This window comes from Streptomyces sp. NBRC 110611, assembly GCF_001590865.1.
Lineage (GTDB): Bacteria > Actinomycetota > Actinomycetes > Streptomycetales > Streptomycetaceae > Streptomyces.
On the sequence record NZ_BBUY01000013.1, the window covers coordinates 182,175 to 196,744 of the forward strand.

A 14,570-nucleotide genomic window follows, 5' to 3' on the forward strand; every position below is an offset into this window, starting at 1 on the left:
GATGTATGTGCTACTCAGTAGCCTCCCCCCGGATCACCGCCAGCACTCCGTCCAATTCATCCGGCTTCACCAGAACATCGCGCGCCTTGGAGCCCTCGCTCGGCCCGACGATGTTCCGTGACTCCATCAGGTCCATCAGCCGCCCCGCCTTGGCGAAGCCCACCCGCAGCTTGCGCTGGAGCATCGACGTCGACCCGAACTGGGTGGAAACCACCAGCTCAGCCGCCTGACAGAGGAGATCGAGGTCATCGCCGATGTCCTCGTCGATCTCCTTCTTCTGCTTACCGCCCACGGTGACGTCGTCGCGGAAGACCGGCGCCATCTGGTCCTTGCAGTGCTGGACGACGGCCGCGACCTCGTCCTCGGTCACAAAAGCGCCCTGCATACGCACCGGCTTGTTCGCGCCCATCGGCAGGAACAGCCCGTCACCCTTGCCGATGAGCTTCTCGGCGCCCGGCTGGTCGAGGATGACCCGGCTGTCGGCCAGCGACGAGGTGGCGAACGCGAGGCGGGACGGCACATTGGCCTTGATCAGGCCCGTCACCACATCGACGGACGGGCGCTGGGTGGCGAGCACCAGATGGATACCGGCGGCGCGGGCGAGCTGGGTAATGCGGACGATCGCGTCCTCCACATCGCGCGGCGCGACCATCATCAGGTCCGCCAGCTCATCCACGATCACCAGCAGATACGGGTACGGCTGCAGCTCCCGCTCACTGCCCTCGGGGGTGGTGAGCTTGCCGTCGCGCACGGCCCGGTTGAAGTCGTCGATGTGCCGGTACCCGAACGCGGCCAGGTCGTCGTAGCGCAGATCCATCTCGCGGACGACCCACTGCAGCGCCTCGGCCGCGCGCTTGGGGTTGGTGATGATCGGCGTGATCAGGTGCGGAATGCCCTCGTACGCGGTCAGCTCCACCCGCTTGGGGTCGACCAGGACCATCCGGACGTCCTCCGGCGTGGCCCGCATCATGATCGAGGTGATCAGGCAGTTGATGCAGGACGACTTGCCGGAGCCGGTGGCACCGGCGACGAGGACGTGCGGCATCTTCGCGATGTTCGCCATCACGTAGCCGCCCTCGACGTCCTTGCCGAGCGCGACCAGCATCGGGTGCTCGTCCTCGGCGGCGTCCGCGAGGCGCAGCACATCGCCGACGTTGACCATCTCGCGGTCGGTGTTCGGGATCTCGATGCCGACCGCGGACTTGCCGGGAATCGGGCTGATGATACGGACGTCGGGGCTGGCCACGGCGTAGGCGATGTTCTTGGCCAGCGCGGTGATCTTCTCGACCTTGACGGCCGGGCCGAGCTCGACCTCGTAGCGGGTGACCGTCGGGCCGCGGGTGAAGCCGGTGACCGCGGCGTCGACCTTGAACTCCTGGAAGACCGTGGTCAGCGCGGTCACTATGGCGTCGTTCGCGGCGCTGCGGGTCTTGCCGGGGCCGCCCCGGGAGAGCAGGTCCAGTGGCGGCAGCGCGTACGTGATGTCGCCGGACAGCTGCAGCTGCTCGGCGCGCGGCGGCAGGTCACCGGACGGCTCGGGCGGGGCCTTGGTGAAGTCGGGGACGGACGAGGTGGGTGCGGCGGCCGCCGGCCCGGTCTCGGCACCGCGGGCCGGCGGGACCGTGCCGGCCGGTGCCGTGCCGGCCGGGCTGCCGTCGGGGCCGCCGTCCCGGCGCTCACCGGAGACGCTGCTGCTGAGCCCGGCGACGAGCGGCGAGGGCTGGACGCCGTGCAGCACCGCGCCGTCCAGCGCGGCGGCCGCCGCGGCGGCGACGTCCACCGCATCCATCGGCCGGTCCGCGGCGGGCTGGGCGGAGCCCCGGCGCGGCCGGTGCCGCTTGGCGAGCGCCGCTTCCTCCATGGCGTCCGGGTCCCGCCCGTCCGGCGCCGCGGCGGCGGAGCGGCGCGGCTTGCGGACCGGCTGCTCGCGCCACTCGTCGGCGTACTCGCCGTACTCCCCGTACCCCCCGGCCCGGTCATGGCCCGCCTCGGACTCCGCGGGGTGGATCACGCCCAGCCGGACGCCGAGCGCCCGCAGCCGCTGCGGGATGGCGTTCACCGGCGTCGCCGTGACCACCAGCAGCCCGAAGAGCGTCAGCAGGGCGAGCAGCGCCACGGCGAGGGTCTGTCCGACGGTGAAGATCAGCGGCTTGGAGGCGACCCAGCCGAGGTAGCCGCCGGCGTCCTGTATAGCGGCGAGGCCGTCGTTCCGGCCCGGCGATCCGCAGGCCATCGCGACCTGTCCGAGGACACCGGCGACCAGCGCCGAGAGCCCGATGACGATCCGTCCGTTGGCCTCCGGCTGCTCGGGGTGCCGGATGAGGCGTACCGCGATACCGCCGAGCAGTATCGGTACGACCAGGTCGAGCCGGCCGAACGCGCCGGTCACCAGCAGCGCGACGAGGTCCCCGACCGGGCCGCTCAGGTTGGACCAGGTACCGGCCGCGATCACCAGCGCCAGGCCGAGCAGCCCGAGCGCCAGCCCGTCCTTGCGGTGCGCCGGGTCGAGGTTCTTGGCGCCGCGGCCCATCCCGCGGAACAGCGCCCCGATGGCGTGCGCGAGGCCGAGCCAGCAGGCGCGGACGAGGCGGTAGAGGCCGCCGGTCGGTGACGGCGCCGGCTGCGGGGCGGGCCGCCTGGCGGCCGCCTTCTTGGCCGGGGCCCGCTTCCCCCCGGCCTTCCCGGGCGCCTTCCCGGCGGGCTTCTTCGCCGGCGGTTTCGCGGGCGCCCGCTTCGCGGCGGTCTTCTTGGCCGCGCCCCCGGACCGTCCGGCGCGCTGCTTCGAGGGTCCCGCCGTGCTCTGGGTGCCCTTGCCGGACGTACGTGAGGCCATGCCGACGAGATTACAGGCGAACACTGACAGGGCACGAGCGCACGCGGCTTCACCCATCCGTGTCGCACCCGGGTCATGAAGGGGCGTCAGCCGCCCGCCCGCGGCCGCCCCGGTCGCTCACCCCGTGTCGCGTCCCGTCCCCGGCTCCAGCGCGTCCAGGGCCCGGCGCAGGCCGGTCAGTTTGCGTTCCAGATGCGCGGCGGTGGCGACCGCGGCGGCGTCCGCGGTCTCGTTCAGCTGTTTGGAGAGCGCTTCGGCCTGCTCCTCGACCGCGGCCAGCCGCGCGGAGAGCTCGGCGAGCAGCCCCGCGGACTCCTTCGCCTCGTCGGCGCTCGCCCGGCCGCCGCTCTCCAGCTGGAGCCGCAGCAGGGAGGCCTGCTCGCGCAGTTGGCAGTTCTTCATGTACAGCTCGACGAACACCGAGACCTTCGCGCGCAGCACCCACGGGTCGAACGGCTTGGAGATGTAGTCCACCGCCCCGGCCGCGTAGCCGCGGAAGGTGTGGTGCGGGCCGTGGTTGATGGCCGTGAGGAAGATGATCGGGATGTCACGGGTGCGCTCGCGGCGCTTGATGTGCGCGGCGGTCTCGAAACCGTCCATCCCCGGCATCTGCACATCGAGCAGAATGACCGCGAAATCGTCCGTGAGCAGTGCTTTGAGCGCTTCCTCCCCGGACGATGCCCGCACCAGTGTCTGATCGAGCGCGGAGAGGATCGCCTCCAGCGCCAGCAGATTCTCCGGCCGGTCATCGACCAGGAGGATCTTGGCCTTCTGCACCATGGCCCGTCCTCCTCGCCCCGGCATGGAACCGGACGCCGCCCCAGGGGACGGCTCCGTCACGCCGCCCGTCCTTGTGCCGGTCATGGTAGCTGCACCCCGCCTGTCGCCACACCCTGTCACCGCGATGTCACTGTGCACGTAGCGGAAACGCAGACAGAGACGAGAAGGTTCCCCGGATCCGGAGCTTCCACACGTCCGCGGCCACACTCAGTCAGCACGCGATGATCCTCTTTCGGCTCCCATACTGGCGCCCCGTCACTCCGCCCGCATCCATTGCTGCATGACCGACAACAGATGGTCGGTGTCCACCGGCTTGGTCACGTAGTCGGAGGCCCCGGAGTCGATGCTCTTCTCCCGGTCGCCCTTCATCGCCTTCGCGGTCAGCGCGATGATGGGCAGCCCGGCGAACTGCGGCATCCGGCGGATCGCGGCCGTGGTCGCGTACCCGTCCATCTCCGGCATCATGATGTCCATCAACACCAGGACGATGTCGTCGTGCTGCTCCAGCACCTCGATGCCCTCCCGGCCGTTCTCGGCGTAGAGCACCGACAGGCCGTGCTGCTCCAGCACGCTGGTGAGCGCGAAGACGTTGCGGATGTCGTCGTCGACGATCAGCACCTTCTCGCCGTGGAATCCACCCTCGAAGCCCGGGTCCACCAGGTCCTGGCCGTTGCCCAGCCAGTGCTCGTCCCCGGACTGCTGGACGGACGGCTGGGACGTCTCCTGGGGCACCTGGTGCTGCGGCGGCGCGAACGGCTGCTGGCCCGGCAGTGCGAAGCGGCGCCGGTCGCCCGAGCCCGCCCGGCGGCGGCGCCTGCTGAGGCTGCCCCCGCCCGTCCGGCGGTCGTGCGGCTGCTCGCTCTCCTGCCCGCCGGCCTCCGTCTCGTGCGCCTCCGCGTCCATCGCCAGCCCGCCGGCCACCAGCTGCGGGTAGCCCTGCGGCGGCAGCCCGCCCGGGTTGTGCGGCAGGTAGAGCGTGAACGTGGAGCCGCGGTTGGGCTCGCTCTGGGCGTGGATCTCGCCGCCCAGCAGCCGGGCGATCTCCCGGCTGATGGACAGGCCCAGGCCGGTCCCGCCGTACTTGCGGCTGGTCGTGCCGTCCGCCTGCTTGAAGGCCTCGAAGATCACCCGCATCTTGCTGGACGCGATGCCGATACCGGTATCGGTCACCGAGAAGGCGATCATGTCGGCGTTCGGGTCACGCAGCGAGCCGTGCTCCAGCAGCTGCTCGCGGATGGCCACCGGCACATCCGCCCCGGCCGGCCGGATGACCAGTTCGACGGCGCCGGTGTCGGTGAACTTCACCGCGTTGGACAGCAGGTTGCGCAGCACTTGCAGCAGCCGCTGTTCGTCGGTGTGCAGGGTGGCCGGCAGCTCCGGGGAGACCCGTACCGAGAAGTCGAGCCCCTTCTCCGCGGTCAGCGGCCGGAACGTGGCCTCCACATAGTCGACGAGCTGGACCAGCGCGATCCGCGTCGGGCTGACGTCCATCTTGCCGGCCTCGACCTTCGACAGGTCCAGGATGTCGTTGATCAGCTGCAGCAGGTCGGAACCGGCCCCATGGATCGTTTCGGAGAACTCGACCTGCTTCGGGGAGAGGTTCCCCTCCGCGTTGTCGGCCAGCAACTTGGCGAGAATCAGCAGGGAGTTCAGCGGCGTCCGCAGCTCGTGCGACATGTTCGCCAGGAACTCCGACTTGTAGCGCATGGAGACCGCGAGCTGCTCGGCGCGCTCCTCCAGGACCTGCCGCGCCTCCTCGATCTCGGAGTTCTTGATCTCGATGTCGCGGTTCTGCGCCCGCAGCTGCTCGGCCTTCTCCTCCAGCTCCGAGTTGGACAGCTCCAGCGCCCGCTGCCGGCTCTCCAGCTCCCCCGACCGCTCCTTGAGTTGCTCGGTCAGCTCCTGCGACTGCTTGAGCAGCACCTCGGTCTTGGTGTTGACGGAGATGGTGTTGACACTCGTCGCGATCATCTCGGCGATCTGGCTGAGGAAGTCCTTCTGGATCTGGGTGAACGGCTGGAAGGACGCCAGCTCGATCACGCCGAGCACCTTGTCCTCGAAGAGCACCGGCAGCACGATGATGTTCGCCGGCGGCGCCTCGCCCAGGCCGGAAGCGATCTTCAGATAGCCGGAGGGCACGTTCTCCACCAGGATCGTCCGGCCCTCCTCAGCGGCCGTACCGATCAGCGTCTCGCCCGGCTTGAAGGCCGTCGGCATCTGGCCCATGGAGTAGCCGTACGAGCCCATCAGCCGCAGCTCGTACGCGCCCGCCTCGCCGCCGTCCGCACCGATCTCCCGGCTGTCCGGCTGCGCCGCGAGGAAGAAGGCGCCGTGCTGGGCGGAGACCGCGGGCGACAGCTCGCTCATGATGAGCGTGGCGACGTCCTTGAGGTCGCGCCGTCCCTGCATCAGACCGGAGATCCGGGCCAGGTTGCCCTTGAGCCAGTCCTGTTCCTCGTTGGCCAGGGTGGTCTCGCGGAGCGTGGAGATCATCGTGTTGACGTTGTCCTGGAGCTCCAGGATCTCGCCGGCCGCGTCCACATCGATCCGTACGTTGTGGTCGCCGAGGGTCACCGCCGCGGCGACCGCGGCGATGGCGCGCACCTGACGGGTCAGGTTCCCGGCCATCTCGTTCACCGACTCGGTCAGGTCCCGCCAGGTGCCGGCCACCCCGCGCACCTGCGCCTGACCGCCCAGCTGGCCTTCCGTACCGACCTCACGGGCCACCCTGGTGACCTCTTCGGCGAAGGACGACAGCTGGTCGACCATGGTGTTGATGGTGGTCTTCAGCGCCAGGATCTCCCCGCGCGCGTCGATGTCGATCTTCTTGGTCAGGTCGCCCTTGGCGATGGCGGTGGTGACCATCGCGATGTTGCGGACCTGACCGGTCAGATTGTTGGCCATCGAGTTCACGGACTCGGTGAGGTCCTTCCACGTACCGGCGACGCCGGGAACGCGGGCCTGACCGCCCAGGATGCCGTCGGTGCCCACCTCGCGGGCCACTCGCGTGACCTCGTCGGCGAACGACGACAGCGTGGTGACCATCGTGTTGACCGTGTCGGCGAGCTGCGCGACCTCGCCGCGCGCCTCCACCGTGACCTTCTTGGTGAGGTCGCCGTTGGCGACCGCCGCCGAGACCTGGGAGATGTTCCGCACCTGGATGGTCAGGTTGTTGGCCATCAGGTTGACGTTGTCGCTGAGGTCCTTCCAGATACCGGTGACGCCCGGGACCCGCGCCTGGCCGCCCAGCTGGCCCTCCGTGCCCACCTCACGGGCGACCCGCGTCACCTGCTCGGCGAACAGCGAGAGCTGGTCGACCATGGTGTTCACGGTCGTGACGAGTTCGAGGATCTCGCCCTTGGCGTCGACGGTGATCTTCTTGGAGAGGTCACCGCGCGCGACCGCCGTCGTCACCTCGCCGATGTTGCGCACCTGCGACGTCAGGTTGTTCGCCATGAAGTTGACGGACTGGGTGAGGTCCTTCCACGTACCGCTGACGCCCTGCACCTCGGCCTGGCCGCCCAGGATGCCCTCGGTGCCCACCTCACGCGCGACCCGGGTGACCTGCTCCGCGAACGAGGAGAGCTGGTCGACCATGGTGTTCAGGGTGTTCTTCAGCTCCAGGATCTCGCCCCGGGCGTCCACGTCGATCTTCTGCGACAGGTCGCCGCGCGCGACCGCCGTGGCGACCTGCGCGATGTTGCGGACCTGGGCCGTCAGGTTGCCGGCCATGCCGTTCACCGAGTCGGTCAGATCGCGCCACACACCCGCGACACCGGGCACCTGCGCCTGGCCGCCCAGCCGGCCGTCCGTACCGACCTCGCGGGCGACCCGGGTGACCTGCTCGGCGAACGCCGAGAGCTGGTCGACCATCGTGTTGATGGTGTTCTTCAGCTCCAGGATCTCGCCGCGCGCGTCCACGTCGATCTTCTGCGACAGGTCGCCGCGCGCGACCGCCGTCGTCACCTGGGCGATCTGGCGCACCTGCGAGGTGAGGTTCCCCGCCATGAAGTTGACGGAGTCGGTCAGTTCCTTCCAGGTACCGCTGACGCCGTCCACCCGGGCCTGGCCGCCCAGCCGGCCCTCCGTACCCACGTCCCGGGCCATCCGCGTGACCTGGTCGGCGAACGAGGACAGCTGGTCCACCATGGTGTTCACGGTGTTCTTCAGCTGGAGCATCTCGCCGGAGACGTCGACGGTGACCTTCTGCGACAGATCACCGTTCGCGACCGCGGTCGTCACCTGCGCGATGTTGCGCACCTGACCGGTGAGGTTGCGGAACGCGGTGTTGACGGAGTCCGTGAGGTCCTTCCACGTCCCCGCCGCCCCGGGCACCGCCGCCTGGCCGCCCAGCTCGCCCTCGACGCCGATCTCCCGTGCCACCCGCGTCACTTCGGCACCGAACGAGGAGAGCTGGTCCACCATCGTGTTGACGGTGTTCTTCAACTCCAGCATCTCGCCGGCCACATCGACGGTGACCTTCTGCGACAGATCACCGTTCGCGACCGCGGTCGTCACCTGCGCGATGTCCCGCACCTGACCCGTCAGGTTGCGGAACGCGTTGTTCACCGAGTCGGTGAGGTCCTTCCACGTACCGGCCGCACCCGGCACCTGCGCCTGGCCGCCCAGCTGCCCCTCGGCCCCGACCTCGTTCGCCACCCGCGTCACTTCGTCCGCGAAGGTCCGCAGCGTCTCGGTCATGGTGTTGATGGTGTCGGCGAGCTGCGCGACCTCGCCGCGCGCGCTGACCGTGACCTTCTGCGACAGGTCGCCGTTCGCGACCGCCGTGGTGACCTGGGCGATCCCGCGCACCTGCGCGGTGAGGTTGCCGGCCATCAGGTTGACGGAGTCCGTCAGGTCCTTCCACACCCCGGCCACACCGGGGACCTGCGCCTGGCCGCCGAGCTCGCCCTCCGTACCGACCTCACGGGCGACCCGGGTCACCTCGGACGCGAACGAGGACAGCTGGTCGACCATCGTGTTGACAGTGTTCTTCAGCTCGAGCATCTCGCCGGCGACATGCACCGTCACCTTGCGCGACAGATCGCCCTTGGCGACCGCGGTGGTGACGAGAGCAATGTCACGCACCTGGGCCGTCAGCCGGGACGCCATGGTGTTGACGGACTCCGTCAGGTCCTTCCACGAACCGGACATTCCGCGCACCCGGGCCTGCCCGCCGAGCTTGCCCTCCGTACCGACCTCGCTGGCCACCCGCGTGACCTCGTCGGTGAACGCGGAGAGCTGGTCGACCAGCCCGTTGACCGTCCGGCCGACCTTGAGGAACTCACCGCGCAGCGGATGCTCCGACGAGCCGTCCGCGCTGCGCACCCGCAGGTCCATCCGCTGTTCCAGGTCGCCCTCGGACACCGCCGAGAGCACCCGTCCCACCTCGGACACCGGCCGTACCAGGTCGTCGACGAGGGCGTTCGAGGCATCGATGGCCGCGGCCCAGGAGCCTTCGGCGGCGCCGACCTCCAGCCGCTCGGTGAGCTTCCCCTCACGTCCGACGACCCGGCGCACCCGCGCCAGCTCTCCGGTCAGATGCAGATTGCGGTCCGCGACCTCGTTGAAGACGGCGGCGATCTCCGACATCACACCGTCGCCGGCAACCGTCAGCCGCTTGCGGAAATTCCCGTCCCGCATGGCGACCAGAGCGACCAACAGCCGGTTCAGCGCAGCCGTATCCACCTCGGTCGTCCCATTGCTCCGGGATCGTCCGCCTTTCGCGCGCGTACTTGCGCCCCGCGCCGCTGCGCCAGACTCCACCGTGTCCCTCCCGCAGGGTCGACCGTCCTACCCGGGCCTTCTCTTGAAGCCTGCCCAGTGTTTCACCATGGCCCAACCAGGCCATAACACTTCGGCAGCATCGCATACCGTCCCACGGCACGATGGGGGCGGAAACACATGTGACCGGCATCCTCGGGTGCGGCGAAGGTAAGTAACCTGGCATACGGCTGTCCACCGCCCGGCCACGGGGCCCGGGCGGTGGTGCACGCACGACAGGTAATCGGAGGGCGCCGCGACCATGGGGGAGCAGTTCACCGACACACGCATGAGGAGACCAGTGATCACCGCGCGGGCCACCGCAACATTCGAGCCGGTGGGGCGCTCGGTCGCCACTGCCCGTGCGTTCGTCCGTGACACCCTCCAGGGCTGGGGCTGCGCCGACATCGTCGACGACGCCGTCGTCCTGACCAGCGAGCTGGTCACCAACGCCGTGGTGCACGCCGGCACCGCGGCCGACGTACTGTGTCTGCGCAACGACGGCGGGGTACGGATCTCCGTTGCCGACCGTTACCCCGAACGTGAGATTCCGCTCCAGAACACCGGCCAGATGATGGTCCACCCGGACCGCGAGGGCGGCCGCGGACTCCTCCTCTGCGGCGCACTGGCCACCCGCTGGGGCGTCGAGTACACCGCCGCCCAGAAGCACGTCTGGTTCCAGCTCGACCTCCCCGAGCGCCCCGCCGGCACCCGCTCCGCCGGCCCCGCCCTCCCCGTCGACGCCCTCCCGGTCACCGACACCCGCGTCCGCGTCGCGGTGGTCCAGATCGACCGCGGCGGCTGCATCAGCTCCTGGAACGAGGACGCCCAGGAGCTCTTCGCCTACGACTCCGAGCAGGTCGTCGGCAAACCGCTCACCGACCTCGCCGCCTGGCCGCACACCCCCGGCACCGGCACCGGCATCGCCGAGGCGCTCCAGCTCTCCCGCTGGGAGGGCTCCTACGGCATGCGGGACGCCGACGGCCGGGTCGTCCCCGTCTACGCCTCCCACCTGCGCGTCCGGGACGCCGACGGCGAGGCCTCGACGGTCTGCCTCCTGGTGCGCGACCACGAACGCGCGATCCTCCAGAGCCCCCCGCGCGCCCCCGCACCGGACACCGCCGCGCAGACCGCCCCGTCCGCCCAGTCGGCGCTGCACCCCGCCGACCCCTTCGAGGTCTTCATCGGCTCCCCGGCCCCCGACGACCTCGACGGCCTGCTCCAGCGCACGGTCGAACGCGCCCGCGACATGCTCGACGGCGACGCCGCCTACCTGCTGCTGGCCACCGATGACGAGACCGAGCTGGAGGTCCGGGCCTCCACCGGCCTGCCCTCCGCCCGCCAGCGGTTCGCCCGCGTCCCCGTCGAGGCCGGAACCGGACGCTACGGCTCCGCCCGGATGCCCGCCGTCCACGAGGACCTCACCGCCGTCCCCGGCGCCGTCCCGCTGCTCAGCGGTACGGGCATGCGCTCGGTCGTCACCGTCCCGCTGAAGGTCGAGGGACGCCTCACCGGCTCCCTCGGCGTCGCCGCGGAGAGCCCCGGCCGCTACACGAACGAAGAGGCCCTGCGGCTCCAGTTCGCCGCCGACCGCATCGCCCTCGCCGTCGAACGCGCCCGCCTGACCGAGCTGGAGAAGCTGCGCCGCGGCTCCCTCTCCTTCCTCGTCGAGGCCTCCGACCTGCTGGCCGGCACCCTCGACCGGGACCAGACCCTGGCGCTGATGGCCCAGATGACCGTCCCCACCCTCGCGACGTGGTGCGCCGTCTACACCGTCGCCGACCAGACCTCCGAGCCCGAGCTCTCCTACGTCCTGCACGAGGACGAGGACCGCATCGACGGCCTCAAGACCCTCCTGCTGAAGGTCGACCCGCCCGAGCCGGTCCCCACCCCCGGCGCCCGCGTCTGGACCGCCCCCGGTGACGCCGCACACGACGCGGCCCTGCGCACCTCCATGCGCAGCCTGGGCCTGGGCGACTCCGCCCGGCCCTCCACCGGCCCCGGAGCCACCCTCGCCACCGCCGCGGCCGTCGGCGGCGAGACCGTCGTCCTCCCGCTCGTCGCCCGCAACCGCGTCATCGGCATGCTCACCCTCGGCAAACCCACCGAGGAGCACTTCCGCCAGGAGATCCTCGAACTCGCCGAGGACCTCTCCCGGCGCGCCGCACTCGCCCTGGACAACGCCCGCCTCTACTCCGAGCGCACGGCCATCAGCCAGTCCCTCCAGCGCAGCCTGCTGCCCCCGGAACAGCCCGAGGTCCCGGGCGTCGAGGTGGAGGTCATCTACCGCGCGGCAGGCGAGGGCAACGAGGTCGGCGGCGACTTCTACGACCTCTTCCCGATCCGCGACGGCGCGTACGGCTTCGCCATCGGGGACGTCTGCGGTACGGGCCCGGAGGCCGCGGCCGTCACCGGCCTGGCCCGGCACGCCCTCCGCCTCCTCGCCCGCGAGGGCTTCGGCGGCCCCGCCGTCCTGGAGCGGCTCAACGCCGCCATCCTCGACGAAGGCGCCCGCAGCCGCTTCCTGACCCTCCTCTACGGCGAACTGTGGCCGCAGGACGACGGCAGCGCGCTCCTCAAGGTCGTCTGCGCCGGCCACCCCCTGCCGCTCCGCCTGCGCCAGAACGGCACGGTCGAACCGGCCGCCGAACCCCAGCCCCTGCTCGGCGTCATGGACGACCTCGAACTCTACGAACAGACCGTCACCCTCGACCCCGGCGACGTCCTGCTGTGCGTCACCGACGGCGTCACCGAACGCCGCGAGGGCACCCGCATGCTCGGCGACGACGGCCTCACCGACGTCCTGACCACCTGTACGGGCCTGACGGCCGGCGCCGTCGCCGCCCGCGTCCTGCGCGCCGTGGAACGCTTCGCCGCCGAACCGGCCTCCGACGACATGGCCATCCTCGCCATGCGCGTCCCCGAGCCCCGGGCCGGCTGACCTGGGGGCGGCGGCCACCGGCCCCTGTGGGCCGCCTCACACCCGACCGGCCGCTCCCCCGCCGCCATCAGCACTCTTGCGTCCCACGCACGGCACCTCTGCCCACAGTGCACTGGAGTCACCCGCGATCCCCGCCCACGATACGGATCATGACTCCTGCCACCACCGCCCGCACGGGCACGCGCGGCGACCTGCTCGCCGTCGTCAGCCAGACCGGACCCACCGTCACCTTCTTCGACGCCACCACCCACGAGCGCCTCGACGTCCTCACCGTCCCCCCGCAGCCGCACGAACTCTGCTTCGACCCGGACCGCCGGCTGCTGTACTGCGCCAGCACCTACCGGTCCGGCTTCTACCACGCCAACACCGGCCGCTCTCACACCATCACCGTCATCGACGTCGACACCCGCACCATCGTCGCCACCCTCGACACCAGCCCCGACCACGCCCCGCACGGCCTGGCCCTGGACCGCGCACGCGCCCGCCTTTACATCAGCGTCGAGGCCACCGACACCGAGCCGGGCGGTGTCCTCGTCCTCGACACCCGCACCCACGCCCGGCTGGGCCGTATCCCGACCATGGCTCCCGGCCCGCACTGGTTCGCCGTCACCCCCGACGGACGGCGCGGCTACACCACCAACAAGGAAGCCCCGTTCGTCTCCGTCGTCGACCTCGACCGCGGTGTCTGCACCGACCGCATCCCGGTCCCCGGCAGCGAGGGCCTCGCCGTCGCTCCCGACGGCCGGCACCTCTACGTCGCCGCCCCCAAGGCCGACTTCAGCACGTCGCCCACCACGCCCACGGGCGTACGCGTCATCGACACCGCCACCCACGGCATCGTCCGCATCCTCCCGACCGAGGGTGTGATCATGCCGGTCCACGCCACCACCACCGGCACGCTTCTGGTCGGCGAGCTCCGCCCGGACACCTCCCCCGGGGGCCCGCTCGGCTCCCAGCTCCCCGGCGTCCTCACCGTGTTCGCCCCCGAAACCCTCACTCCTCTCGGCCAGGTACAGGTCGGCGAGTTCCCCCTCACCATCACCTCGTCGCCCGACGGCCGCTTCGGCTATGTCTCGGGAAATCTCGCCAGCACGGTGACCGTCGTCGACCTCACCACCCTGCAAGCCGTCGCCACCCTCGAAGTCGACCGCACCGACATATCCGGCGCCCACGGACTCGCCTATATCGAATCCCCGCACACCAACACCTGACGGCATACGCACCTGACGGCACACCACATCCGCATACGACAAAGGCCCCCACCATCCGGCGGGGGCCTCTGCCCTCTGGAGCCCCAATACGGAATCGAACCGTAGACCTTCTCCTTACCATGGAGACGCTCTGCCGACTGAGCTATTGGGGCGCAGCGACAGAAAGAATATTACCCCAACTCCCCACGGACGACGAATCGGCAGCGCCCCGCCGAGAAGCCGCCACCCCGCCGCTAAAGAGCCGGCTGGAGCAATCCCCCCAACGCATTGCACGCACTGACCATCCTCTGCAGCTCCCGCCGTGACATCCCCGCATACACCGGCAACGCCAGCGTCTCGTCCGCCGCCCGCTCGGTCTCCGGCAGAAACACGTCCCGCCGCAGTTCCGGCATCCGGTACAGCGGCACCGGCACCGGCGCTGTGCAGGCAACTCCCTTGGCCCGCAGGGCCCGTGCGAACGCATCCCGGTCCGGCCGCCCGTTCCCCGGCACCCGCACCACGTACCGCTCGTAGGTGTGCCGCACCGCCGGCTCCGGCGTCCGCACCCCACGGAGCCTGCTGTCCAGATACGACACACACGCCCGCCGCAGCTCCGCCACCCCCGGTTCCGTCCCTCCCGGATCCGCCCCGGGCTCCTCCACCACCAGCGCCAACAGGCCGTGCCGCTCCCCCACTTCACGGAGCCTGCCGACGTCGGCCCGCCGTCCGAACCGGTGCACCGCCACCACCGCGACGGTCTGACCGGTCACCACTTCCGAGACCGCGGCCGGGTCCAGGCAGTAGCTGCCACCGTCCACGTCCGCGAACACCGGCACCACACCCAACGCCACCACGGCCCGGGCCACTTCGGCGTTCCCGTACGCCGGCACCACGACCTCGTCACCAGCACCCACACCGGCCAACTCAAGCGTTTCCAGTGTCCCCATACCGCGGATCCTGGTCAGATGAGATGAACGTCGCGTTACACCCACCACCCGAGGACCAAAACAAAAAAGCTCTGGTCTCTGAACCACAAGGGCTCAGAGACCAGAGCTGAAAATTT

6 protein-coding genes and 1 tRNA gene are annotated in these 14,570 nt (G+C 70.4%); 2 read left to right on the plus strand and 5 right to left on the minus strand.

All coding sequences use genetic code 11. The annotated features are described in order from the left end of the window. Window positions 1-10: 10 nt before the first annotated feature. The 3 genes from AZE13_RS24220 to AZE13_RS24230 form a co-directional block, all read right to left on the minus strand. Window positions 11-2,833, minus strand: a complete 2,823-nt coding sequence (locus tag AZE13_RS24220) for a DNA translocase FtsK (RefSeq protein ID WP_066935939.1) — start codon at window positions 2,831-2,833, stop codon at window positions 11-13. Between the two features lie 117 nt (window positions 2,834-2,950). Continuing rightward, window positions 2,951-3,613, minus strand: a complete 663-nt coding sequence (locus AZE13_RS24225; RefSeq protein ID WP_066935886.1) for a two-component system response regulator — start codon at window positions 3,611-3,613, stop codon at window positions 2,951-2,953. 255 nt (window positions 3,614-3,868) lie between these two features. Continuing rightward, window positions 3,869-9,379, minus strand: a complete 5,511-nt coding sequence (locus tag AZE13_RS24230) for a HAMP domain-containing protein (RefSeq protein ID WP_079124317.1) — start codon at window positions 9,377-9,379, stop codon at window positions 3,869-3,871. Window positions 9,380-9,677: 298 nt separating this feature from the next. On the opposite strand from AZE13_RS24230, the gene AZE13_RS24235 reads away from it, so the two are divergent. Further along, the gene (locus AZE13_RS24235) at window positions 9,678-12,317 is read left to right on the plus strand and encodes a SpoIIE family protein phosphatase (RefSeq protein ID WP_181690430.1); all 2,640 of its coding nucleotides are present in this window, start codon (window positions 9,678-9,680) and stop codon (window positions 12,315-12,317) included. Between the two features lie 149 nt (window positions 12,318-12,466). After that, entirely contained in the window at window positions 12,467-13,528 is a 1,062-nt protein-coding gene (locus tag AZE13_RS24240; RefSeq protein ID WP_066935896.1) for a YncE family protein, read from the plus strand. Between the two features lie 76 nt (window positions 13,529-13,604). On the opposite strand, the gene AZE13_RS24245 is transcribed toward AZE13_RS24240, so the two are convergent. Continuing rightward, a tRNA-Thr gene (locus AZE13_RS24245) sits at window positions 13,605-13,680 on the minus strand. Window positions 13,681-13,761: 81 nt separating this feature from the next. After that, window positions 13,762-14,454, minus strand: coding sequence for a DegT/DnrJ/EryC1/StrS family aminotransferase (locus AZE13_RS24250; protein WP_066935899.1), 693 nt, complete (start codon window positions 14,452-14,454; stop codon window positions 13,762-13,764). Between the last annotated feature and the right edge of the window lie 116 nt (window positions 14,455-14,570).